This window comes from Thioclava sp. UBA3469 (assembly GCF_002378135.1).
Classification (GTDB): domain Bacteria; phylum Pseudomonadota; class Alphaproteobacteria; order Rhodobacterales; family Rhodobacteraceae; genus Thioclava; species Thioclava sediminum.
The window spans coordinates 699-22,633 of the sequence record NZ_DFRG01000092.1; the positions used below are offsets into that span (position 1 = coordinate 699).

Consider the following 21,935-nt stretch of genomic DNA (forward strand, 5'->3'; position numbering starts at 1 on the left):
CTTGGCTCAAATATCCCCGCCGGAGGCATCCGACATCTGCAAGAAACGCCGTGCTGTCAGATTTTGGTGGCCGGCGGAGGCGGCGTCACCCGGCGTTTGAGCTGCGCCTCGCGGAAGGTCATGTAGCTCACCGAGGCGATGATGATCGCGCCGCCGAGGATCACGTAAGGGTCGGGGCGCTCGCCGAAAATCGACCAGCCCGCAATCGCCGCCCAGACCAGTTGCAGGAAGATGACCGGCTGCGTCACCGTCACAGGCGCCGCGGCGAAGGCTCGCGTCATGCAGTAATGCCCGCCCGTCGCGAACACTGCCACCGCGCCCAGCCAAAGCGTCTCCGACAGCGTGATCGGCTCCCATTTCCAGATCGCCACCGGGGCGAGCGCCACCGTCACCACCAGCGTCATCATCGCGACCACCGTGCCCGCGGGGACGTAATCGGTCAGCCGCTTCGCGGCGAGATAGGCGCCGCCGAAGAACAGCGCCGCGCCAAGCTGGGCGAGATGGCCCGGCTCGATCGCGCGCATCCCCGGACGCAGAATGATCAGCGCGCCGATCAGCGCGACGACCACCGCCGTCACGCGCCGCCAGGCCAGCCCCTCGCCCAGCAGGAGCGCGCCGCCCACCGTCACCACGATCGGGTTGAGGTAGTTGATCGCAGTGACATCGGCGATCGGGATATTGCTCATCGCGAAGAACCACAGCCCAACTGCAACCGCGTGCAGGAGACCGCGCACGCCGAACAGCGCCCAGACCTGAGGCGGGAAGTTCTGCCGCAGGATGCGGGCCAGCGCGGGCGCGAAGAAGATCACCCCCCACATGAAGCGCACGAAGGCCGATTGCGCGGCGGGCACCTGATCGCCGAGCCAGTGGACGATGATGTTCACCATCACGAAACAGGCCGTGGTGGCGAGCATCCACAGGATGCCGATCAGCGGTTTGTTGGGTTTGTCTTGCGCGGTCATGACCCCTCTTGGACGCTGGTTCGGCACCGCGCGCAAGGGGCGGCTTTGTGTCGGTTATAATGCGCCCGCCGCCAGCTTCCAGGCGATCGAGCCCATCAGCACCGCGATCAGCGCATCGAGCACGCGCCATGCGCTCTCCTTGGCAAAGAGCGGCGCCAGAAGTCGCGCGCCATAGGCCAGCGCGAAGAAGAACACGAAGGAGGCCAAGATCGCGCCCGAGGCGAAGCTGATCCGCGCGCCCGCGAACTGCGCCGAGACCGCACCCAGCAGCACCACCGTATCGAGCCAGACATGCGGGTTCGCCCAAGTGAAAGCGGCCACCGTCACCAGCACGGCGCGCAGCGACGGCGCGCTGCCTGCGCTCGGGTCGAGATGCTCGCCGCCCCGGATCGCCGCCAAAGCGGAGCGGATCGCATACCAGCTGAGAAAAGCGACACCGCCCCAGCGCAGCGTCTCCGGCAGCCATGGCAGCGCCGTGGAGGCCGCAGCGAAGCCCGACACGCCAAGCGCGATCAGCACCGCATCGGAGAGCGCGCAGAACAGCGCCACCGCGAAGACATGCTCACGCCGCAGCCCCTGACGCAGCACGAAAGCGTTTTGCGCGCCGATCGCCACGATCAGCCCGAGCCCCAGTTTCAGCCCCGCCCAGAATGCCACCAATTCCATCCGCCTCACCCCCAGTCTTCACAGAGACGCTTCTCAGTGCCGGGACGTGCGTATAAGTTCAACTTAATTAAACTAACTCTGTATAAGTAAAACTTATGTTCGACTATGCCGCGCTGGATGCGCTCGCCACCGTGATCGAGACCGGAAGCTTCGAAGCCGCCAGCGCGCGGCTCGGGGTGTCGCAATCAGCCGTCTCGCAACGGATCCGCCAGTTGGAGGAACGCATGGGCGCGGTTCTGGTGATCCGTTCCACGCCTTGCCGCGCGACCGAGGACGGGGCGCGGCTGATCGCCCATCTGCGCGAGGTGGCGCTTCTGGAAACCGAGCTTGCGCCCTCCGAGACCCCGCCGGTTCTGCGCGTCGCGGTGAATGCGGACAGTCTGGCGACTTGGGTGCTGCCCGCGCTGGCCGAGATCGAGGGCGTGCGGTTCGATCTGGTGATCGACGATCAGGACCATTCGGCGGGGCTGCTGCGCCGGGGCGAGGTCGCGGGCGCGATCACCGCCGATGAGGGGCCGATTGCGGGCTGCGACAGCGTGAGCCTCGGGCGGCTGCGCTATATCGCGACGGCGAGCCCGGACTTCGTCGCGCGCTATTTCCCGGACCGGATCGACCGGCACAGTTTGCGCGCGGCTCCGGCCCTGCAATTCAACGCCAAGGATCGCCTGCAGGATCGCTGGGCCTCGATGATCGCGGGCATGCCGATGGGGCTGCGCGCGCATCGTATCGGCTCGACCGAAGGCTTCGTGGAGGCCTGTCTGCGCGGCATGGGCTGGGGGCTGAACCCCGAGGCGCTGGTGCGCGCGCATCTGGAAAGCGGCGCGCTGGAACGGCTGGGCCCGGCGCCAATCGATGTGCCGCTCTACTGGCAAAGCGCAAGGCGGCTCAAAGCCCCGCTCGCGCCGCTGACCAAAGCGCTGCGGCAGGCGGCGAAAGCGGTGCTGTTGTAAGGGGCCGGGAACAGGGCTGATCCGGCAGCCTGAGCGCACGCATTGCCCGCGGCCTGCGCGGCGCACATAGTGACGCATGTCCCGTAGGCTCGTCAGGAGGAGAGACGCCCATGGAGCTACCCGATTTCATTCAGGCCTTCCCCGCCCTCGACCTGCCGTTTCCCGAAGGTCAGGTGCGCAGCCACGCGATCCGCTCGGAGGCGGGGCTGGTGGTGTTCCTGCACTTCCTCACCGATTTCGACCTTCCGCCCCATGCGCATAAGGCTCAGTGGGGTACGGTGATCGAAGGCGAGGCGGAGTTGACCATCGCAGGCGAGACGCGGGTTTATCGCCCCGGCGAGACCTACAACATCCCCGACGGGGCGGAACATTCCGCGCGTCTGAAGGCCGGAACGCAAGTGATCGACGTCTTTGAAGAAGCCGATCGCTATCCGCTGAAAGCCTGAGGAAAGGCGCTCAGACCCGGATCACCGAGACGCTCTGGTTGATCAGCATCGCGGGGGCCTGCGATTCCATGAAGGCCACGTCATAGGCATCGCGCCCCACCGCGACCAGCGCCATGTTCTCGGGCCCGCACATGCCGGTCGCATCGACCATATGCCATGCGCCATCGAGCCAGACCTCGGCCACGGCGTGGAAGTCCTGCGGCCACACATCCGGCCCGTAGGAGGACGCCATGCGCGCCGGGATCTGCGCCGCGCGCACCATCGCGCAGAACAGATGCGCGTAGTCGCGGCACACCCCTGCCCGGCCCGCGAAGGTCTCGAGCACGTTGGTGTCGCTATCCGATGCGCCGGGCACGTAAGACAGGTTCTTCTCGATCCAGTCGCGGATCGCGGCCACTTTCGCCCCGCCCTGCAGATCGCCGAAACGCTTGCTCACGAAGGAGACAAACTTGTCCGACTGCACGTAGCGCGAGGGCCGGATATAGGGCGCGGCCTCGGCGGGGAGTTCGTGCAGCTGTGCCGCCCGCATCTGCGTCAGGTCGATCGCCGGACGCGTGATGTCGATCAGCGCCTGATAATGCAGCGTCATCTGCGTGCCGACCTGCGCCCAGATCCGCTCGCCCACGCCGCAATCGCCCGCGATCCGGCCCACGCTCGCATCGCCGAGATTCATCGACGCGTCGACGATCTCCTGCCCCGGAGCCTGCGCCGCTTCGAGCACCAGCGCGACCGTATTCGGCTGCGGGAACTGGTATTGCATCTGCACGTCGACCGAAATGCGCATGGCGGCTCCTTCTCTCGGGATTCAGGTGGTGTCACTGGGATGGAGCGCGCCGCGTAACAGAGACACGTCGGTGGGGAAAGGGGGGCGCAGAGGGTTTGGTTCCCAAGTGACGTAGCGCCGCGAACGAATAGCCGTGAGCGGGGTCGTCGCGACGGTCGCGCACTGCATCCGAGGCCTCTTTGAAACGAGAACGGCGGCTGCGCCTCGAAAGCACAGCCGCCGTTGAATCACGCCAGATGCGTGCAGGCTTACGCGTCGATCTTGACGAGTTCGACGTCGAAGGTCAGCGCCTTGCCGGCGAGCGGGTGGTTCGCGTCGAGGACGAGTTCTTTCTCGTTCGCCTCGGCGACGGTCACGTTCACGGTCTGACCGTCCTGGGTCTGAACCTGAAGCTGGGTGCCCGGCTCGGTCGGGATGTCGTCGGGGATGTTCGCGCGGTCGACCGACTGCATGCGCTCGGGGTGATGCTCGCCATAGGCCTCTGCGGGCTCGACGCGCACGGTGCGCTTTTCGCCCTCTTCCATGCCGGTCACGCCCTTGTCGAGGCCGGGGATGATCTGGCCGGAGCCGAGCGTGAAGGACAGCGGGTCGCGGCCTTCCGAGCTATCGAAGACGGAGCCGTCATCGAGCTTGCCGGTGTAATGAAGATGCAGGGTGTCGCCAGCCTTTGCCTGGGTCATGGTGATATCCTTTCGCGGGGAGATGAATTTGCCGAGGCCACGGGGTTACGCGGGTGCTCGGAGCGTCACGCGACAAACTGGGGGTTCTGACCCGGAATGTAAACCGGGGGGCCGGAATTCGGGCGGTTTGAGGCCGTTCGAGACGCAAAAAGCGCCCCGGAGGGCGCTTTTGACGATTTTCAGGGCATTGAGCCTTACAGCTGGGCTGCGACCTCTTCGGGCACGTCGAAATTGGCGGTGACGGACTGCACGTCGTCATCGTCTTCGAGCGTGTCGATCAGCTTCATCAGCTTCTGGGCGGTTTCCAGATCGACCTCGGTGCGGTTCTGGGGCTTCCAGATCAGCTTGGCTTCCTCGGCCTCGCCCAGTTCTTTCTCCAGCGCGTCGGAGACATCCGAGAGGTCTTCCATCGTGCAATAGATCCAGTGGCCTTCGTCGTCGCTCTCGACGTCTTCGGCGCCCGCTTCGATGGCGGCCATCAGCACGGTCTCGGCATCGCCCACGGACGCGGGATAGATGATCTCGCCCATCCGGTCGAACATGAAGGACACCGAGCCGGTGGTGCCCAGATTGCCGCCGTTCTTGGTGAAGGTGGAGCGCACATTGGACGCGGTGCGATTGAGGTTGTCGGTCATCGCCTCGACGATCACCGCGATGCCCTCGGGGCCGTAGCCCTCGTAGCGGATCTCGGTATAGTCATCGCCGTCGCCCGCTTGCGATTTCTTGATCGCGCGGTCGATCACGTCTTTCGGCATCGACTGGGACTTGGCCGCTTTCACGGCGAGGCGCAGGCGCGGGTTCTTCTCGGGATCGGGGTCGCCCATCTTGGCGGCGACCGTGATCTCCTTCGAGAGCTTGGAAAACATCTTCGAGCGCGCCGCATCCTGCTTGCCCTTGCGGTGCTGGATGTTGGCCCATTTTGAGTGGCCTGCCATGGGTATCTCCGTTCGGAATAGTCGCGAAATCGACCCCGTATAGTGCGCAACGGGGGGATGATTCAAGATAGATGGGTGGCGGGCGTCCTCTGCGCCCGGCGGGAGCGCCTTACTGCGGCAAGGTCAGCGTGCCCGCGCCGCGGCCGCGCGGCGGGATTTCCTTGGGCGTCTTGAACTGCCAGCGCCGCCCGGAGGCGTCTTTCAGCGTCACCTCGGCATAGGGCTGGAACAGGCCGCCCACGCCGCTGCCCGCGAGATAGCTGGGCTCGAAGCGGGTCACCTGATAGCGCATTGGGTACGGGCACCCGGCGAGATCGCCGGTATACTGGCCCGAGATATTCGCATGGCAGACCGTGCCGTCGATGAAGGAGACACGCATCACCGTGCCCTGAAAGCTGACATTGTCCGGCCAGGAGGGCGCGCGGCTGCCCTGCCCCGGCACACAGGCGGCGAGCGCGAGCGGTGCGAGAAGCGACAGGGCGGCGAGACGGGCGGCAAAGCGCATGGGGGAACCTCCTCAGAAGGGCCAGATCAGCGGGATCAGCAGGCAAGCGGTCAACCCGGTCACGATATCCATCGGGATGCCGACGCGCAGGAAATCGGTGAACTTATAGCCACCGGGGCCATAGATCATCATGTGAGTCTGATACCCGATCGGGGTCGCGAAGGCCACCGAGGCCGAGAACATCACCGCCACCGCGAAGGGCCGCGGATCGAGCCCGAGAGCCGCAGCCAGCGAGATCGCGATCGGGGTGTAGATCACCGCCACGGCGTTGTTCGACAGCAACTCGGTCATGACGAGACCGAGGAAATAGACCACGATCAGCGCGAGTTGCGGCGGCAGCATCTTCAGGAAGGGCGCCACGCCCGAGACGATCAACTCGACCGCGCCGGAATGCTCCAGCCCCGCGCCGACCACGAGCATCGCGAAGATCAGCGCAAGCAGGCGCCCCTCGATGAAGGTGAAGGCCTCGTCGGTATCGATACAGCGCGTCACGAGGATGCCCGCCACCGCCACCATCGCCAGCGCGAGGATCGGGGCCACGCCAAGCGCTGCGAAGATCACCACCGCGCCGAGCGCGCCCATGGCAAGCGGCAGATGCGAGCGGCGATAGGCGCGCGCCTGGGGTTTCGACACGTCCACGAGGTCCATATCGGCGGCCAGACGCGCGATATCCTCGGGCGCGCCTTCGAGCAGCAGCGTATCGCCCACCACCACGATCAGATCGTCGAGCTGACGGCCGATATTCTGGTTCCGGCGGTGCGCGGCCAGCGTGTAGACCCCGTAGCGGCGGCGCAGGCGCATATCGCCCAGACGCTGCCCGATCATCCGGCAGCCGGGCGAGATCAGCACTTCCACCGTCTCGGTCTGCACCGAGGACAGCTTGTCGACCATGCGCAGGTCGCGGTTCTTCTGCATCCCCAGAAGCTCTTCCATCTCGGAGCGCAGAACGACGCGGTCACCTGCCATCAGCTCGACCGAGGCGAGATCGCGGCGCAAAGAGGCATCGCCGCGCAGCACGTCGATCACCCGCACGCCCTCGCGCTTGAACGTGTCGGTCTCGAGCACCGACTCGCCGATCAGCCCGCTTTCCTCCGGGATCGCGACCTCGGTGAAATATTTCATCTTCGGACGGTCGCCGAGCATGAAGGAGAGCGATTGCCGCTCGGGGATAAGTTTCGGCGCGAAGATCGCAAGGAACGTCCCGCCGACCAGACAGATCGCGAAGCCCAGAGGCGCGATCTCGAAAATGGTGAAGGGCTCCATCCCCCGCCCCCGCACGACGCCATCGACGAGAATGTTGGTCGAGGTGCCGATCAGGGTGATCATGCCGCCCATCACGGTGACATAGCTCAGCGGCATCAGCAGCCGCGACGGCGAGAGGTTCAGCTTGCGCGCGACCTGAATGAAGACCGGGATCATCACTGCGACGACCGGCGTGTTGTTCATCACGGCGCTTGCGAACATCGTTACCCCGAACATCAGCAGCACGGTCAGCTTCGGGTTCTGGTCGATCCGCGATTCCGCATAGCGCGTCATCGCGTCGAGCGCGCCGGTCCGAACCAGCGCGCCGACGATCAGGAACATGAAGGCGATGGTCCAGGGCGCCGGGTTCGACAGAATCGCGGCTGCGTTCTCGTAGGGCACGAATCCGAAGATCAGCATCAGGGCCGCGCCTGCCATGGCGGTGACCTCTGGCGGCCATGTCTCGCGGACGAACATGACGAACATCCACCCCACGACGAGAAGGGCCGCGATGGCGGTCTCGGTGCCGGTGAAGGGCAGTTGGATCATGTCAGGCTCTCGCGTAAGCGCATCGGCCCGATACTATCGACACGTGTTGCACGAGCAAGCGCGCTCTGCCCGCGGCAGAGGAAATTTCCACGTAACGGCATGAGGTTCGGGCAACTCGGGACGCGAACGACGCTCAGATTGGCACCGATTGTGCGAGCCTGCCGCCGGTGCGCACTGCCTCGCAGCGGGTGGCGCGCCCGGTCTTGTCGTCGGTCTCGACATAAAAGCCGCACAGCGTCACCGGACCGCGCGCGGGCGAGAAGCGTTCCTTCGACATGCCGGTCACGAAACGGCGCATCGGTTCGGCCTTCGCCATGCCGATGACGGAATCGTAATCGCCGCACATGCCCGCATCGGAGAGGTAAGCCGTGCCCTTCTCGAGAATCTGCGCGTCGCCCGTGGGCACATGGGTATGGGTGCCCACGACGACGCTTGCACGCCCGTCGCACCAATGACCCATCGCCATCTTCTCCGACGTCGCCTCGCAATGCACATCCACCAGCGCCGCCTGCACCGCCCCGCCCAGCGGGTAGCGTTTCAACTCTGCCTCGATGGCCGAGAAGGGATCGTCAAAGGCGCGTTTCATGAACACATTGCCCAGCACCTGCGCCACCAGCACCTTGCGCCCGCGCCGGTCCTGAAACACCCGCGCGCCCTTGCCCGGCGCTTCCTTGGCAAAGTTCACGGGGCGGATGATGCGCGGCTCGCTCTCGATGAAGCGCAGCATGTCCTTCTGATCGAAGGCGTGATCGCCCAGCGTCACCACATCCGCGCCCGCATCCAGCAGAAGCTTCGCATGATCGCCGGTCAGCCCCATGCCGCCCGAGGCGTTCTCGCCATTGACCACGACGAAATCGAGGCGCCACTCCTCGCGAAGTTTCGGCAGGGTTTCGGTGATCGCGGCGCGGCCCGCGCGGCCCATCACATCGCCTAGAAAGAGTATCTTCATGGGCCGATTAGATAGAACGCGGCGCTGGGGAGAGCAATGGGCGGCGCGCACCGCTTGCATGATGATGATGACGATTTCTCATCCACGCGCGTCGGTTGCGGGCTTTGCTCTGCCCCGCTTGGGCCCTAGAACGGGGGCAAGGAAAACGGGAGCGCGATATGGCCGACGACGTGCAGGTGATCTTTACCCCCTCTGGAAAGCGGGGGCGCGTGGCGCGTGGCACGAGAGTGCTCGCGGCGGCGCGCAAGCTGGGGGTCGATCTCGATTCCGTCTGCGGCGGGCGCGGCGTGTGCTCGAAATGCCAATGCACGCCCTCCTTCGGGGATTTCCCGAAACTCGGCCTGCATGTGGAGCCGGACGCGGTCAGCCCGCTCAACGCGGTCGAGGAACGCTATGACCGGATTCGCGGGCTGAAACCGGGGCGGCGTCTGGGCTGCCAGACGGAGATTCTCGACGACGTGGTGATCGACGTGCCGCCCGAAAGTCAGGTCCACAAACAGGTCGTGCGCAAGGCGGCCTCAGAGCGCGTGATGGAAATGGATCCGGCGACGCGGCCCGTCTATGTCGAAGTCGCGGAACCGGATATGCACCGCCCCGAGGGCGACCTACAGCGGCTCTCGCAGGCGCTCGAAAAGCAGTGGCAGATCAAGGGCGTGCGCGCCGATCTTGATGTGCTTCGGATGCTGCAGCCCGCGCTGCGCAAGGCCGAGTGGAAAGTCACGGTCGCGATCCACGATGCGGGCGACGGGCCGCGCGTGACCGGCATCTTCCCCGGCGTGCGCGAGGTGCCGCTCTACGGGCTCGCGATCGACCTTGGCTCGACCACGATCGCGGGGCATCTGGTCGCGCTCGATGACGGGCGGGTGCTGGCGAGCGCCGGCGTGATGAACCCGCAGATCCGCTTCGGCGAAGACCTGATGAGCCGGGTCTCCTACGTGATGATGAACCCCGGCGGCGATCAGGAAATGACCAATGCCGTGCGGGACGCGATGGGCAATCTGGCGCGGCAACTGGCGGGCGAGGCGAAGGTCGAGACGGGCGAGATCGTCGAGGCGGTCGTCGTCTGTAACCCGGTGATGCACCACCTGCTGCTGGGCATCGATCCGGTGGAGCTGGGTCAGGCGCCATTCGCGCTCGCGACCTCGGAAAGCCTTGAATTCGCGGCGCGCGAAATCGGCATCGAGGCCAGCCCCGGCGCGCGGGCCTATATCCTACCGCTGATCGCGGGCCATGTCGGCGCGGATGCGGCGGCGGTGGCGCTGTCGGAGGCTCCGCAGAAGCGCGACGACCTGTCTCTGATCGTCGATGTCGGCACCAATGCCGAGATACTTCTTGGTAATAAACAACGGGTTCTGGCCTGTTCTTCACCCACCGGCCCCGCCTTCGAGGGCGCGCAGATCTCCAGCGGCCAGCGCGCCGCTCCGGGCGCCATCGAGCGGATCGAGATCGACCCCGCGACCAAGGAGCCGCGCTTCAAGATCATTGGCAATGACCACTGGTCGACCGATCCCGAATTCGGCACGCCCCGGATCACCGGCATCTGCGGCTCGGGCATCATTGAGGCCGTGGCCGAGATGCGGATGGCGGGGATCGTGGACACGTCGGGGCTGATCGGCTCGGCCGAGCAGGTCGGTACGCCGCGCTGCGAGCCGAACGGGCGCACCCATGAATACGTGATCTATGACGGCGGCGAGGAAGGCCCGCGCATCACTGTCACCCAAGGCGACATCCGTGCGATCCAACTGGCGAAATCCGCGCTCTATGCGGGCGCGCGCCTGTTGATGGACGAAATGGGTGTGGACACGGTCGACCGCGTGGTGCTCGCGGGCGCGTTCGGCGCGCATATCTCGCCCAAGCACGCGATGGTGCTGGGGATGATCCCGGATGCGCCGCTGGGTCACGTCACCTCGGCGGGCAACGCGGCGGGCACCGGCGCGCATATGGCGCTGTGCTCGGTGAAGGCGCGGCGCGAGATCGAGGCGCAGGTGCATCAGATCACCAAGGTCGAGACCGCGATCGAGCCGCGCTTCCAGGAGCATTTCGTCGCCGCGAACGCGCTGCCGCACGCCACCGCCCCCTTCCCCGAGTTGCGCAAGATCGCACCGCTTCCGGAGGTCAGCTTCAACACCGGCGGCTCGGGTGAGGATGGCGGACGCAGGCGGCGCCGGCGCGGCTGAGACGGGCTTTCGGGCCTCGCCTCGGGGCGCTGCGAGACGTCCAATTTCAGGCCGGATCAGGCTGCACACGGTTTCGTGATGAGACATAAGTGATCAGCGCAACCCCAGCGCGCCGTAACCCTTGTGCTTTGGCGGGGACAACCGTCGTTTAACAGGGAGGAAAATCCTTATGTCTATGAAATTCCGTGCATTCGCCGCATCGCTCACCGCAGCTGCAACGCTGGGCCTCGCCCTGCCCGCGCTGGCAAACCCGATGGTTGGTGGCGCCAAGATGTATGAGAGCAAGCCGATCGCAGCCAATGCCTCGGCCGCTCCGAACCTCACCACGCTGGTCGCCGCGGTGAAAGCGGCGGGCCTCGTCGACACCCTGGCAGGCCCCGGCCCGTTCACCGTCTTCGCGCCGACCAACGCGGCCTTCGACAAGCTGCCCGCGGGCACCGTCGACACGCTGGTGAAGCCGGAAAACAAGGAAATGCTGACGCATATCCTGACCTGCCACGTCGCCAAGGGCGTGATCACCGCCGAGAACATCATGGCGACCGTTCAGAAGGGCAACGGCATGGCCACGATCAAGACGCTCGGCGGCTGTGATCTGACCGCGATGGTCAAGGACGGCATGGTGATGCTGAAGGACCCGAAAGGCGATGTCGCGACGGTTCAGACCGCCGATGTGAAGCAGAAGAACGGCATGGTCCACGTGATCGACACCGTGCTTCAGCCGAAGATGTAAATCGACCCCGCGCCTCGTCTCCCTTTTTTCGCGCGGCGCCTGGCGCCCGGTGAGTTGATCCTCGCCGGGCGCTTTTTCATGGGAGGGCACGAGGACGCGCGCGATCCCTCTTGACCGTGGCTTTCGGCTGGAATACCTCTGCGCTCGCACCATGCGGGTATGATGTAATGGTAGCCTGTCAGCTTCCCAAGCTGAACGCGCGGGTTCGATTCCCGCTACCCGCTCCAGCTTCCTCTAAATCGTAAGAGACTGATTTCTGGTGAAAATCACACCAGAGACTGAGTATGTCGCCATTTCACTGCGAAACGGGAAAACGGACAGTACGCGGGAGAATGGAGGATCAGCGGCAAGCCAAGTTCGGCATCTCCCTGCTCCCGTCACCAAGACACTCGGGGACATTTCACCGAGTCGCCGTCACTCAGAGGTCGGGCATGCCCTTCACGCGGCCAAACCGCTTCTGCGCGGCGATCCGGAACGGGGCGTTGGCCGCACCGAACCCCGCGTAGCCGCCCCGCCTTTCGAGGATTTCGAAGAACATGCCTCCCGCAAAGGGCCGCGAGTAAAGCTGAAGAAAGGCGCCATGCACATCCTCGTCATAGAGGATGTTCGACGCGCGCAGCCGCTCCAGAAACTCCGGCGACAGGTCGAAGCGCGCTTCGAGATCCGCATAGTAGTTGGCCGGCATCGGCAGCGGGTCGAAGCCCAGATCAGCCAGCGCGGCGGCGGTCTTGAGCATATCGTCGGTTCTCAGAGCCACATGCTGCACGGACGCGCCGAAGCCATGCGTCAGGAAATCGCCCGCGAGGGTGCGATGCGTCTCGGCTCCGTTGAGCGTAACCTTCAGGCCCTTTCCATCCGGGCGCGCGCGCGATGCGATGGCTTGGCTGCGGACGAGCCCGTCCGGGTCGATCACGTCGACCATCGGGGCTTTCTGCATGTCGAACAGCGTCGTGTAGAACAGCGCCCAGCTGAGCATCTCGTCATATTCCATCGTCTGAGCGATATGGTCGATGGACGTCAGGCTGGCGTCGCCTCGCGGCTTGTCTTCCGCAGGTTCGAACTCGACCTCCCAGACTTCGCCGAGGCCACTCGTGTCATCTACGAAATGCAGAACCGAGCCCCCGAGCCCGCGGATCGCGGGGATTTCCAACTCGCCGGGGCCGACCGGCTGCGAGAAAGTATCGGCGCCGAGCGCTCGCGCACGCGTGACCGTCGAGGCCGCATCCGCGACCTTGAGGCCGATGTCGCAGACATTGGTGCCGCGCGCGGTCCAAGTGGAGGCAGCAAAGCCCGCCGTCTCGGCGTTGATGAGAATACGGATATCGCCCTGACGCCAGACTTCCAGCTTCTTGTTGCGATGCCTTCCCGACATGCGGAAGCCAAGTGTGGAGAGCAATGTCTTCAGCGTCTCAGCTTCCGCGCCCTGTGCTGCGAACTCGATGAATTCGACACCTTCCACGGCAACGCGGGCCGGGATCTGACTGATCTTGTCTTCCAGCCCGGGCTCGGTGCGGCGGACATCGTCCATTAGCGCCACCAGCGAGCGATAGCCGTCGTGTGCGATCGTCCGCATCGGGCCGCCGCGGAACTGGTCGTTGAAAATCTCGAGGCTCGCCGGTCCGTCATAACCAGTCGCCATCACGGCGCGCATGAAGCCGGTGACGTCCAGATCGCCCTCGCCCGGCATGTTCCGGAAATGGCGCGACCAGTAGAGCAGGTCCATATCGATCGCCGGGGCATCGGCAAGCTGGACGTAGAAAATCTTGTCTCCCGGGATCCGCCGTATCGTATCCGGGTCGATCTTGCGGGCGAGCGTATGGAAGCTGTCGAGGATCAGGCCGACATTGGGGTGATCGGCCCGGCGCACCACTTCCCACGCGTCGCGGTGGTCCCAGACATGGCGCCCCCACGCGAGCGCCTCGAAGCCGACGCGGATGTCGTAATCTGCGGCAAGCTCGCCCAAGGCGGCGAAATCGCCAGCCATGCGATCAATCCCGCCAAGCGCCTCGGGATGAACCGAGGAACAGACCAGCATGTCGCGGGTGCCGAGCTCGCGCATGAGATCGAATTTGTGCTCGGCGCGTTTCAGGGCTCGATGGCGAAGTGGAGCCGGGAGTCCCTCGAAATCGCGGAAGGGCTGGAAGAGGAAGATTTCCAGCCCGTGATCGCGCACCATCTGGCCGACTTCGCGCGGCCCGCCGTCATGGGCGATGAAATCCTGTTCGAATATCTCGATCCCGTCGAATCCCGCTGCAGCAATCGCCTCCAGCTTTTCCTGCAACGTTCCCGAAATCGAGACAGTGGCGATAGCGGTTTTCATGGGAGGCCTCCTTTCAGGATGTGGCCGGGTCGGTTTTCGCGAGATCGCTGCGCAAGCGGGCGACGTCGAGCGGCAGACCCGTGAAGAGCTTCCAGGCATCGACGCCCTGCCAGATGAACAGCTCGTAACCCGAGATGACCCGCAGGCCCGCCGCCTGTGCAGTGGTGAGGAACTCGGTCTCGACCGGCGTGTAGACGGCGTCGAAGGCCCATGCGCCGGTGATTGCGGATGCCTCAAGTGGCGAGCCCGGATGGCCGGTCATGCCGACCGGGGTTGCGTTGATGAGCCCTTCGGTGCCTTCGGACATCTCGGCGGCGTCCCGCCCCACGGTGACGCGAAGTCCCGGTTTCGCCGCTTCCAGTTCCGACGCGAGAACCTCGGCCTTCTCGATGTCGTGGTCGGCGAGGCGGATCTCTGAGGCGTCGAGCGCAACCAGCGCGAAGGCGATGGCCCGCCCGACGCCACCGGTGCCGATAAGCAGGGTGGTTCCGGGCGGCGTGGGGCCGCGTGCGGCGCGATAGGCGGAGATGAAGCCGGAATGATCGGTGTTGTGGCCCTCCGCTCCGGTGGGTTCGAAGAGGACGGTATTCACCGCGCCCAGCCGTCGGACCATCGGGTCGGAGATCCGAACCAGCGCCGCCACCTTCTCCTTGTAGGGATAAGTGATGTTGAGCCCCCGATAGCCGCGTGCGGCGCAGTCGGCGAGGATCGTCGCGTGATCCTGACCAAGCTCGCGCGGGACAAGCCGGTCATAGGTCACTTCGCGCCCGTTCTGCAGCCCTGCCAGCCGGTGCAGGCGCGGGGCCTGCGAGACGGCGATATTGTCGCCGATCAGACCCAGCCGGATGACCGCGTCGTCCGACGCGGCCTCGGAAGGGCTCTCGGGGGCAGGCATCACTTGGCGCCTTTCACGAGTTGGGCAATCCGGGTGATCGCGAAGCCGTAACCCGCGATGCCGAAGCCTTCGATTTTCGCCGTCGCCGCTTTCGAGACGTAGGACGGGTGACGGAATTCGTCGCGCCGGAACAGGGCCGAGACATGAACCTCGAAGATGGGGCCGTCGAAGATCAGCAGGGAGTCGAGGATCGCGATGGAGGTCGAGGTGAAGCCCGCCGGGTTGATCAGGATGGCGCTCGCGTTGGTGCGGGCCCATTGGATCCAGTCGACGATTTCGCCCTCGTGGTTGGATTGGCGGAAGTCGATTTCCACCCCCGCCGCAGCGGCCGCATCACGGCTCAACCGCTCGGCATCTTCAAGCGTGTCGTGCCCGTAGATCTCGGGCTGGCGCGTGCCGAGCAGGTTCAGGTTGGGGCCATTGATGACCAGGATCGGAAGGTCTTTCTGGGCCATGTGAGGTCTCCTGATTTGCGGCCTGTCAGCCGCCGTAACCGTAAAGCCGGGGCAGCCACAGCACGGTGCCCGGCACGAAAGTGATGATCGCGAGTCCGACGATCATGATGATGAGGAAGGGGACGAGATGCCGGATCGTCTGACCGATCGGGGATTTGGTGATCCCGCTGACGACGAAGAGCAGTAACCCATAGGGCGGCGTTGCGAGTCCGATCATCGTGTTGACCACGACGACCACCCCGAAATGTACCGGGTCCACACCGAGCGAGACCGCGGTGGGCAGCAGGATCGGCACGATCACGAGGAGGATCGCATTGGCTTCCAGCAGGCATCCGAGAACCAGCAAGAGCACGTTGACCAAGAGCAGAAAGGTGACCCGGTCGAGCTGCATGTCACCCAATGCGCCGCGGATCTCGTTCGGGATTTGCTCCACCGTGACCACGTAGTTGAAAGCCAGCGCCCCGGCGATCAGGATGCCCACGCTCGCCGTGGATCGCGCGGATTGGCACACGGTCTCATAGGCTGCGCGCAGGCTGACGGAGCGGTAGAGGAAGGTCGAGATCAGGAAGGCATAGAGCGCGGCGAGCGCGGCCGCCTCGGTGGGCGTGGTGATGCCGCCATAGATGCCAACCAGAAGTATCACCGGCATCAGCAATGCGGGCACGGCGCGCAGCGTGATGCGGGGCATCTCGCGCACCGGCACGGGCACTTCTACCGGGAAATCGTGACGCCGCGCCTGAATGGCGTTCATCACCATCAGCAGAAGCGCGAGGATCAGACCCGGTCCCACGCCGCCGAGAAAGAGGTATCCGATCGAGGTGTCGGAGACGAGCGCGTAGAGCACCATCGGGATCGAGGGCGGTATGATCGGGCCGATGATCGCAGCGGCGGCGGTGATCGCTCCGGCATAGGCCGGGGGATATTTCCCGTCCTTGGTCATCAGTTGGATGATGATTTTGCCGATCCCGACCGCGTCGGCGATAGCCGAGCCCGACATGCCCGAGAAGATCAGCGACGACACGACGTTCACATGGCCCAGCCCGCCCCGGAAGCGTCCCACCAGCGCACGGCAGAAATCCAGCAGCCGGTCGGAGAGCGAGCCGATGTTCATCAGGTCGGCCGCGAAGATGAAGAGCGGGATCGCCAGCAGGACGTAGGAGCCGTAGAGCCCGCGCAGGACCTGCTCGGCGGCGATGCTCATGTCCTGCTGTTCGAGCAGAAGATAGAGGATCGAGGCCCCCAGCATGGCATGCCCGATCGGCAGGCCGACGATGGCGGTGGCGACGATGGCCGCCACGGCGAGGGTGAATTCCCAGCTCATTCGGAGAAATCCTTGCGCGCGACTTGCGTCAGATCAGGGTTGTCATCTTCGGGGCCCTGGCCGCGCAGCTCTTTGATCAGGATCCAGCCGTAGCGCAGGATCGTGACCGCCGTGAAAATTGCGAAAACGGAGAAGACGTAGCTGAAGGGGATCTTCATATAGGCCGTCTTTTCGATCTTCATGAAGGAGATGTAGCTCAGGACATCCGGCAGCGAGGCCGCATAGATTCCGACGATGAAGATCGAGAACAGGATGCGGAACACGCGGCGCACCTTGGGCCGGACTGCGCCGTAGATGATGTCGAAGCGGATCTCGTCTTCTTCGCGTGCCGAGACGGATTGCCCCCACAGCACGACCCAGAGCCACGCTATGACGCAAAGCTCGACCGTCCAGCCGACGGGGTGGTTCAGGACATAGCGCATGAAGACCTGAACGATAAAGGCCAGGAACATGGCGGCCAGAAGCAGCGCCGGAACGGCGTCGGCCAGACGGCGCGCTACGTTCCGCCAGCGGCGGCTCGTGTTTTGCATCGGTTTGCCTTTCGAGGGGCGAGAGGCCGGCATGGCCCCCCGCCCTCAACTTGTCGGGGTTCAGGCCTCGATCGCGTTGATCTGTTCGAGCATCCCCTCGGGCCAGCTCTTGGCGAAGTCGCTGGCGAGATACTTCTTCTGGGCGTAGTCCCGGAAGGCGGCGCGGTCGGGTTCGTAGACCTCGAGGCCCTGTTCCTTGAAGAAGTCCACCAGTTCCTGCTCGCGCTTGAGGTGCTCCTCGGTGCTGGCGGCGATCTCCTTGTCCACGGAGTCCTTGAGCAGCTTTTGCTGATCGGCGCTCATGTCGTCCCAGACCTTCTTGGAGATACCAAGCACGTCGAAGCCGACGAGGTGGCTGGTCAGGGCGATCTGGCTCGTGACCTCGTAGAACTTCATGTTGTAGTCGTTCGGCAGCGGGTTGTCCTGACCGTCGATCGCCCCGGTCTGGAGCGCGGTGTAGACCTCGGAATAGGCCAGCGGCGTCGGGCTGGCGCCGATCGCCTCGCCAAGGAACTGCCACGCGTCGCCGCCCGGCATGCGCAGGGTCATCCCCTTCAGATCTTCCGGTGTGTTGATCTTCTTCTCGGGCTTCAGGTTGACCTGACGCGCGCCGAAATAGACCGGCGCGAGGACATGGAGCCCAGCCTGCGCTGCGAGGTCGTTCAACTGCTTGCCTACGTCGCTGTCGAAGACGGCTTTCATATGGGCCGCATCGCGCAGCACGTAAGCGGCAGTCAGGATCGACCATTCCGGCACCTGATCGGCCAGCTTCTGCGGCGCGACGAGGCCCATTTCCAGCGTCCCGCGCTGGATCGAAGTCAGTTCGCCCCCTTGGGGAACAAGCGTCGACTGGTTATAGACCTGCAGGTCGAAATCCTTGGCGACATCCTCGGAAATGCGGGCGAAGGCCTTGGCGCGAATGTCGTTATTCGACACCACCGAAGACAGGCGGAGCCGTTTGCGATCTTGAGCGAATGCAGTGCCTGCCATCAGGGTCGCGGCTGCGCCAGCGGCCCCTGTCGCCAGCACGCTGCGGCGAGTCAATTTGGTCATAGTTCCTCCCTTTCGCCGCATCGAAAGCGGCTCATTCAATTCGGCATCTCAAATTTCATATGTCAACTTTAAAAATATCATACATTTTTATTTTTGACGGGTAAAATCACGAGCGGGTGTTCTTCTCCACCCGCTTGCCGACTGTCAGACACCGTCTTTCAAAGAGTTCAGGGAACGCGACCGGTCGCCAGAATGTGGTCGACGCCGCTTTCGACATGGGAGATCAGCAGCTCTACGGCCGCATCCGCATCGCGGGCCAAGGTCAGGTCGCGCAGGCGAATGTGATCTTCCTTCGCCTTCTCGCCGCGGAATTCCAGAATGATCATGTGATAGCGCATGAAGCGATCGAAGACCGAGGAATGCGTGCGCATCAGGTTCGGCCTGTCGCATGCCGCGATCATCGCGAAGTGGAAATCCCAGTCGTGACGCACCCAGGGTTGCACCGGCCCGTCGCCGCCCGCGATCAGCTCGCGCTCGATCGTTTCGAGTTTGTAATGCGAAGACACGACGCCTGCTTCCCACTCGATATCGCCATTCGCGATGGACTGGCGCAGAGCGTGGGTCTCGAGCAGCAGTCGCAGGTCGGCCAGATCGCGCAGGTCAGCCTTGCTGATCGGCGCCACCTCGAAGCCGCGCTGCCCCTCGGCGGTGACGAGCCCCTCATTCGTCAGGCTGCTGAGCAATTCGCGCAGCGTCGTCACGCTGATATCGTATTTCTTGCGCAGCAGATCGAGCTTCAGCTTTTGCCCCGGCTTGAACCGCCCATGCACGATGTCGCCGCGCAGGCGCCGGTGGGTGATGTCACCGACAGTCTCCCCGGGATGTCCACTGATATCGAACTTATGTATCTTCACGTCACGCGTCGATCTATTGCCATTTCCTTCCGCTTATCGCCTTGCGCGAGGCATCATCCAAGCAATTTATCCGAATTCAGGCATAATCCGCTGAGCTTGCGACAACCTTTGCTACCGAAAAACCACCGGCGACGGCGCAGCCTCATGCAAGCTGCCGAAGGGTTTACGAGCTGAGCAGACACGTCCCTACTGCACTAGCCCTCGGTAATGCGCCACCAGTTCGCCCGCGTTCGCGGGGCTGAGGACGCGTTTGCCCGCCTCGATCTCCTTGGCCATCTCGACGACCTTGCGGTTCATCGGCGCGGCTTCCCCCTTCGCTTCGAGGATATCGACAACGAGCCCGTTCACCTCGTCGACCTCGGCCCGCCTGCCCTTGCGCCAGTCCTGCAGCGAGGTCGTCAGCGTGTCTTCGCGCGAGAAAGTGCGCAGCACCTCGTCGAAGATCTCGTCCACGTAGCGCTCAGGGTGATTGCTCATGACCGGCGGCATCCCGATGATCGGCATGACCGTGGCGCCGTCGGCCAGCGCCGCGTCCATCGCCTCGTAGCCTGCCTTGCGCATTACCTCGAGAAACTCGGGCTGGCGCGCGGCATCGTTGAGTGCGGTGTCGATGATCGCCGAGGGGATCAGCTCCGCCGCATTCACCACGAGCTTCATCCATTTGGCGGAGTGGATATCCTCCACGACTTCGACGGTGCCGGAATGGCGCAGGATATTGGCGACCTCCTCCACGCGCGGCTGCTGCTCGGGGTCGAGCGCGCCCAGCGCGAACCAGCTTTCATCGGTGTCGTTCTGGCGCGTGGTGATGCCGGGTTCCCACATGTTCGAGGCGATCTCGATCACCGCGCCGATCGTGCGATGCTTGCCGACGATCTCTGCGATCGCCTCTTGGGTCATACCGTTCTGCAGCCCCACGACGAAGCCGTGCTCCGCCAGAACCGGCTTGATCATCTCCGCCGCCCAGCGAGTGTCGTAGGCTTTCACCACCATGAAGACGAGATCGAAAGGTTCCTTGATCTCGGCGATCTCGCACAGGTGCAGCGCCTTGACCGGCGTGTGCAGCTGGCGGGTCGGCATATTGACCGTCAGGCCGTTCGCCCGCATCGCTTCGACATGCGCGGGCCATTGGTCGATGAAGGTGACGTCCAGACCTGCGAGCGTGAAATCCGCCGCGATGGAGGCACCCTGCGCACCGGTTCCGATGAAGGCGATGCGGGGAAATGGGGTTTGCTTGGTCATGGATCGCGTCTCCTCGGTTGCGGTCATTGCATGATCATCCCGCCGTCGATCTGCAGGCATTGGCCGGTCATGTAGTCGGAATCCGGCGAGAGTAGGAAAGCCACCGTTCCGGCCACATCTGCGGGCGTCGACGTGCGGCCGAGCGGGATTCCGGCGGCGAAGTTGCGCAGCGCCTCGCCCGGCTCGGAAGACACCCCCATTTCCATCAAATCCTTGTCGAGCACCGTCCAGAGGTCGGTCTCCACCACGCCGGGAGCGAAGGCGTTCGCGGTGATTCCGTGCGGCGCGAGCGTGCGCGCAGCCGCCTGAGTCAGGCTGATGACCGCGGCTTTGCTCGCGCAATAGGGGGCGAAATCGCCAAAGCCCGCCCGGCCCGCCATCGAGGCGGTGTTGATGATCTTGCCTTTCCGCTTGCCCGCGATCATCGCCTTCGCGGCCTCCTGAATGCCGATCAGAACGCCCATTCCGTTGACCGTCATGATCTGGTTCCAGTTCTCTTCGGTCGTCTCGAGAAACGGCTGCGGACGGTTGAAGCCTGCGTTGTTGACGATGGCATGGAGAAAGCCGAACTCCGCCGCGCAGGCGGCGATCGAAGCCCGGGTCGCCGCCCGGTCGGTGACGTCGGTCTTGCAGAAAATCGCTCGACCGCCCTCTGCGGTGAGGGCCTTAGCCGCCCCCTCGCCTGCCGCGGCATCGAGATCCGCGATCACCACGCCATATCCAGTCGCCACCGCGCGCCGGCCGATTTCGAAGCCGATGCCCCGCGCGGCCCCCGTGACGACGACGCCGCCCATCTCGTCTCTGTTCGACATGATAGCCTCCCCGCTCACTCAGTCCGGTGCAGCACGAAGTCGCAATTGGACTCCCACAGCGTCTCGCCATTCTCGACCGGGGTGAACTCGGCGATCAGGGATTCCTTGACGCCGAACACCGCATCCGAGGTCAGGTATTTGTCGCCCGCCACGAAAGTATGGGTCGTCACCGGATCGAAGCCCTCGGCGCTGACGATGAAATGCATATGCGCGGGTCGATACGGATGACGCCCGAGCTTGCCCAGCATCTTGCCCACCGGACCGTCATCGGGGATCGGGTAGGAAACCGGCTTGATGCCCTCGAACCAGTAGCGCCCGTCCGGACCCGTGGTGAACACGCCGCGATTGTTGTTGCGCGGCTGAATGTCGGGCTGCTGGACGTCGTAGAAGCCGTCCTCGCTGTCCGACCAGACATCGATCCGCGCGCCTTCGACCGGCTTGCCGTCGAGATCGGTGACGGTGCCATAGAAGCGGCAAGTCTCGCGCCCGCCCGCTTGTGTGATGTTCGCGCCCATCTCGTATTCCGGCACGCCATCGACGTGGAACGGCCCGAGCACGGTGTTCTCGGTCGCCCCGGTCGGGCGGCGATTGTTGATCGCATCGACCAGCATCGAGACCCCAAGCACGTCGGAGAGCAGAATGAACTCCTGCCGGTTCTCGTCGCAGATCTGGCCGGTCTTGGTGAGGAAATCGATCGCGATATCCCACTCGGCTTGGGTCAGCTCGACGTCCTTGACGAAGGCATGCAGGTGACGGACGAGGCTCGCCATCACGGTCTGGAGGCGCGCATCGGTGCTTTCCGAAACCCGGGCGTTGACGGTTTCGACCGAGGCGTCCTCGGTGAAATAGGCGATCTTCGGCTCTTGGGTCATGTCATTCAT

At 64.4% G+C, this 21,935-nt stretch carries 22 protein-coding genes and 1 tRNA gene; 5 read left to right on the forward strand and 18 right to left on the reverse strand.

Annotated features, from left to right (window positions below; all coding sequences use genetic code 11):
- Positions 1-56 precede the first annotated feature (56 nt).
- Together B3D39_RS07635 and B3D39_RS07640 are read right to left on the reverse strand one after the other, a co-directional pair.
- Positions 57-962, reverse strand: coding sequence for a DMT family transporter (locus B3D39_RS07635; RefSeq protein WP_274961697.1), 906 nt, complete (start codon positions 960-962; stop codon positions 57-59).
- A 54-nt stretch (positions 963-1,016) separates the two neighbouring features.
- Entirely contained in the window at positions 1,017-1,628 is a 612-nt protein-coding gene (locus B3D39_RS07640) for a LysE/ArgO family amino acid transporter (protein WP_078601819.1), read from the reverse strand.
- A gap of 95 nt (positions 1,629-1,723) precedes the next feature.
- On the opposite strand from B3D39_RS07640, the gene B3D39_RS07645 reads away from it, so the two are divergent.
- Positions 1,724-2,578, forward strand: a complete 855-nt coding sequence (locus B3D39_RS07645) for a LysR family transcriptional regulator ArgP (RefSeq protein ID WP_274961696.1) — start codon at positions 1,724-1,726, stop codon at positions 2,576-2,578.
- Between the two features lie 110 nt (positions 2,579-2,688).
- Positions 2,689-3,024, forward strand: a complete 336-nt coding sequence (locus B3D39_RS07650; RefSeq protein WP_274961695.1) for a cupin domain-containing protein — start codon at positions 2,689-2,691, stop codon at positions 3,022-3,024.
- A 10-nt stretch (positions 3,025-3,034) separates the two neighbouring features.
- Here the strand turns inward: B3D39_RS07650 and B3D39_RS07655 are convergent, their stop codons facing one another.
- The 6 genes from B3D39_RS07655 to B3D39_RS07680 all read right to left on the reverse strand — a co-directional run bounded on the left by B3D39_RS07655 (position 3,035) and on the right by B3D39_RS07680 (position 8,668).
- Positions 3,035-3,808, reverse strand: coding sequence for a transglutaminase-like domain-containing protein (locus tag B3D39_RS07655; protein ID WP_274961694.1), 774 nt, complete (start codon positions 3,806-3,808; stop codon positions 3,035-3,037).
- 248 nt (positions 3,809-4,056) lie between these two features.
- Positions 4,057-4,488, reverse strand: a complete 432-nt coding sequence (locus B3D39_RS07660) for an FKBP-type peptidyl-prolyl cis-trans isomerase (RefSeq protein ID WP_078522873.1) — start codon at positions 4,486-4,488, stop codon at positions 4,057-4,059.
- 194 nt (positions 4,489-4,682) lie between these two features.
- Positions 4,683-5,423 (reverse strand): YebC/PmpR family DNA-binding transcriptional regulator, encoded by a 741-nt coding sequence (locus B3D39_RS07665; RefSeq protein WP_078522874.1) that lies wholly within the window; start codon positions 5,421-5,423, stop codon positions 4,683-4,685.
- Positions 5,424-5,532: 109 nt separating this feature from the next.
- Positions 5,533-5,928, reverse strand: coding sequence for a hypothetical protein (locus tag B3D39_RS07670; protein ID WP_274961693.1), 396 nt, complete (start codon positions 5,926-5,928; stop codon positions 5,533-5,535).
- A gap of 12 nt (positions 5,929-5,940) precedes the next feature.
- Positions 5,941-7,719 carry an SLC13 family permease gene (locus B3D39_RS07675; protein ID WP_274961692.1) on the reverse strand — a complete coding sequence of 593 codons (1,779 nt, stop codon included), beginning with the start codon at positions 7,717-7,719 and terminating at the stop codon, positions 5,941-5,943.
- Between the two features lie 133 nt (positions 7,720-7,852).
- The gene (locus tag B3D39_RS07680) at positions 7,853-8,668 is read right to left on the reverse strand and encodes a TIGR00282 family metallophosphoesterase (RefSeq protein WP_274961691.1); all 816 of its coding nucleotides are present in this window, start codon (positions 8,666-8,668) and stop codon (positions 7,853-7,855) included.
- A gap of 158 nt (positions 8,669-8,826) precedes the next feature.
- On the opposite strand from B3D39_RS07680, the gene B3D39_RS07685 reads away from it, so the two are divergent.
- The 3 genes from B3D39_RS07685 (at position 8,827) to B3D39_RS07695 (ending at position 11,802) form a co-directional block, all read left to right on the forward strand.
- On the forward strand, positions 8,827-10,845 hold the full coding sequence (locus tag B3D39_RS07685) for an ASKHA domain-containing protein (protein WP_274961690.1): 2,019 nt from the start codon (positions 8,827-8,829) through the stop codon (positions 10,843-10,845).
- 169 nt (positions 10,846-11,014) lie between these two features.
- On the forward strand, positions 11,015-11,575 hold the full coding sequence (locus B3D39_RS07690; RefSeq protein ID WP_078571717.1) for a fasciclin domain-containing protein: 561 nt from the start codon (positions 11,015-11,017) through the stop codon (positions 11,573-11,575).
- Between the two features lie 153 nt (positions 11,576-11,728).
- Positions 11,729-11,802, forward strand: a tRNA-Gly gene (locus B3D39_RS07695).
- A gap of 191 nt (positions 11,803-11,993) precedes the next feature.
- Here B3D39_RS07695 and B3D39_RS07700 read toward each other — a convergent pair.
- The 10 genes from B3D39_RS07700 to B3D39_RS07745 form a co-directional block, all read right to left on the reverse strand.
- Entirely contained in the window at positions 11,994-13,895 is a 1,902-nt protein-coding gene (locus B3D39_RS07700) for a bifunctional sugar phosphate isomerase/epimerase/4-hydroxyphenylpyruvate dioxygenase family protein (protein ID WP_274961689.1), read from the reverse strand.
- Between the two features lie 13 nt (positions 13,896-13,908).
- Positions 13,909-14,790 carry a shikimate dehydrogenase family protein gene (locus B3D39_RS07705; protein ID WP_274961688.1) on the reverse strand — a complete coding sequence of 294 codons (882 nt, stop codon included), beginning with the start codon at positions 14,788-14,790 and terminating at the stop codon, positions 13,909-13,911.
- Positions 14,790-15,245, reverse strand: a complete 456-nt coding sequence (locus tag B3D39_RS07710; protein ID WP_274961687.1) for a type II 3-dehydroquinate dehydratase — start codon at positions 15,243-15,245, stop codon at positions 14,790-14,792. Before B3D39_RS07710 ends, B3D39_RS07705 begins: the two co-directional genes overlap by 1 nt.
- 25 nt (positions 15,246-15,270) lie before the next feature.
- Positions 15,271-16,566, reverse strand: a complete 1,296-nt coding sequence (locus tag B3D39_RS07715) for a TRAP transporter large permease (RefSeq protein WP_078542689.1) — start codon at positions 16,564-16,566, stop codon at positions 15,271-15,273.
- Complete coding sequence (locus B3D39_RS07720) at positions 16,563-17,096, reverse strand: TRAP transporter small permease (RefSeq protein ID WP_274961686.1); 534 nt, start codon at positions 17,094-17,096, stop codon at positions 16,563-16,565. The genes B3D39_RS07715 and B3D39_RS07720 overlap by 4 nt, the downstream gene beginning before the upstream one ends.
- Positions 17,097-17,156: 60 nt before the next feature.
- Positions 17,157-18,149, reverse strand: a complete 993-nt coding sequence (dctP, locus tag B3D39_RS07725; RefSeq protein ID WP_274961685.1) for a TRAP transporter substrate-binding protein DctP — start codon at positions 18,147-18,149, stop codon at positions 17,157-17,159.
- A 167-nt stretch (positions 18,150-18,316) separates the two neighbouring features.
- Complete coding sequence (locus B3D39_RS07730) at positions 18,317-19,003, reverse strand: GntR family transcriptional regulator (RefSeq protein ID WP_078522949.1); 687 nt, start codon at positions 19,001-19,003, stop codon at positions 18,317-18,319.
- A gap of 186 nt (positions 19,004-19,189) precedes the next feature.
- Positions 19,190-20,242 (reverse strand): ketopantoate reductase family protein, encoded by a 1,053-nt coding sequence (locus B3D39_RS07735; protein WP_274961684.1) that lies wholly within the window; start codon positions 20,240-20,242, stop codon positions 19,190-19,192.
- Between the two features lie 23 nt (positions 20,243-20,265).
- Positions 20,266-21,054: a glucose 1-dehydrogenase gene (locus B3D39_RS07740; protein WP_274961683.1), complete on the reverse strand. Its 789-nt coding sequence runs from the start codon at positions 21,052-21,054 to the stop codon at positions 20,266-20,268.
- Between the two features lie 14 nt (positions 21,055-21,068).
- Entirely contained in the window at positions 21,069-21,926 is an 858-nt protein-coding gene (locus B3D39_RS07745) for an intradiol ring-cleavage dioxygenase (RefSeq protein ID WP_274961682.1), read from the reverse strand.
- Between the last annotated feature and the right edge of the window lie 9 nt (positions 21,927-21,935).

Excerpts from the sequence above, each read along its gene's own strand:
- B3D39_RS07720 (WP_274961686.1), bottom strand. The coding sequence starts at position 17,096 with ATGCAAAACACGAGCCGCCGCTGGCGGAACGTAGCGCGCCGTCTGGCC.
- B3D39_RS07690 (WP_078571717.1), top strand. The coding sequence starts at position 11,015 with ATGTCTATGAAATTCCGTGCATTCGCCGCATCGCTCACCGCAGCTGCA.
- B3D39_RS07640 (WP_078601819.1), bottom strand. The coding sequence starts at position 1,628 with ATGGAATTGGTGGCATTCTGGGCGGGGCTGAAACTGGGGCTCGGGCTG.
- B3D39_RS07680 (WP_274961691.1), bottom strand. The coding sequence starts at position 8,668 with ATGAAGATACTCTTTCTAGGCGATGTGATGGGCCGCGCGGGCCGCGCC.
- dctP (WP_274961685.1), bottom strand. The coding sequence starts at position 18,149 with ATGACCAAATTGACTCGCCGCAGCGTGCTGGCGACAGGGGCCGCTGGC.
- B3D39_RS07740 (WP_274961683.1), bottom strand. The coding sequence starts at position 21,054 with ATGTCGAACAGAGACGAGATGGGCGGCGTCGTCGTCACGGGGGCCGCG.
- B3D39_RS07745 (WP_274961682.1), bottom strand. The coding sequence starts at position 21,926 with ATGACCCAAGAGCCGAAGATCGCCTATTTCACCGAGGACGCCTCGGTC.
- B3D39_RS07635 (WP_274961697.1), bottom strand. The coding sequence starts at position 962 with ATGACCGCGCAAGACAAACCCAACAAACCGCTGATCGGCATCCTGTGG.
- B3D39_RS07645 (WP_274961696.1), top strand. The coding sequence starts at position 1,724 with ATGTTCGACTATGCCGCGCTGGATGCGCTCGCCACCGTGATCGAGACC.
- B3D39_RS07715 (WP_078542689.1), bottom strand. The coding sequence starts at position 16,566 with ATGAGCTGGGAATTCACCCTCGCCGTGGCGGCCATCGTCGCCACCGCC.
- B3D39_RS07705 (WP_274961688.1), bottom strand. The coding sequence starts at position 14,790 with ATGCCTGCCCCCGAGAGCCCTTCCGAGGCCGCGTCGGACGACGCGGTC.
- B3D39_RS07700 (WP_274961689.1), bottom strand. The coding sequence starts at position 13,895 with ATGAAAACCGCTATCGCCACTGTCTCGATTTCGGGAACGTTGCAGGAA.
- B3D39_RS07675 (WP_274961692.1), bottom strand. The coding sequence starts at position 7,719 with ATGATCCAACTGCCCTTCACCGGCACCGAGACCGCCATCGCGGCCCTT.
- B3D39_RS07650 (WP_274961695.1), top strand. The coding sequence starts at position 2,689 with ATGGAGCTACCCGATTTCATTCAGGCCTTCCCCGCCCTCGACCTGCCG.
- B3D39_RS07710 (WP_274961687.1), bottom strand. The coding sequence starts at position 15,245 with ATGGCCCAGAAAGACCTTCCGATCCTGGTCATCAATGGCCCCAACCTG.
- B3D39_RS07665 (WP_078522874.1), bottom strand. The coding sequence starts at position 5,423 with ATGGCAGGCCACTCAAAATGGGCCAACATCCAGCACCGCAAGGGCAAG.
- B3D39_RS07670 (WP_274961693.1), bottom strand. The coding sequence starts at position 5,928 with ATGCGCTTTGCCGCCCGTCTCGCCGCCCTGTCGCTTCTCGCACCGCTC.
- B3D39_RS07655 (WP_274961694.1), bottom strand. The coding sequence starts at position 3,808 with ATGCGCATTTCGGTCGACGTGCAGATGCAATACCAGTTCCCGCAGCCG.
- B3D39_RS07735 (WP_274961684.1), bottom strand. The coding sequence starts at position 20,242 with ATGACCAAGCAAACCCCATTTCCCCGCATCGCCTTCATCGGAACCGGT.
- B3D39_RS07685 (WP_274961690.1), top strand. The coding sequence starts at position 8,827 with ATGGCCGACGACGTGCAGGTGATCTTTACCCCCTCTGGAAAGCGGGGG.
- B3D39_RS07660 (WP_078522873.1), bottom strand. The coding sequence starts at position 4,488 with ATGACCCAGGCAAAGGCTGGCGACACCCTGCATCTTCATTACACCGGC.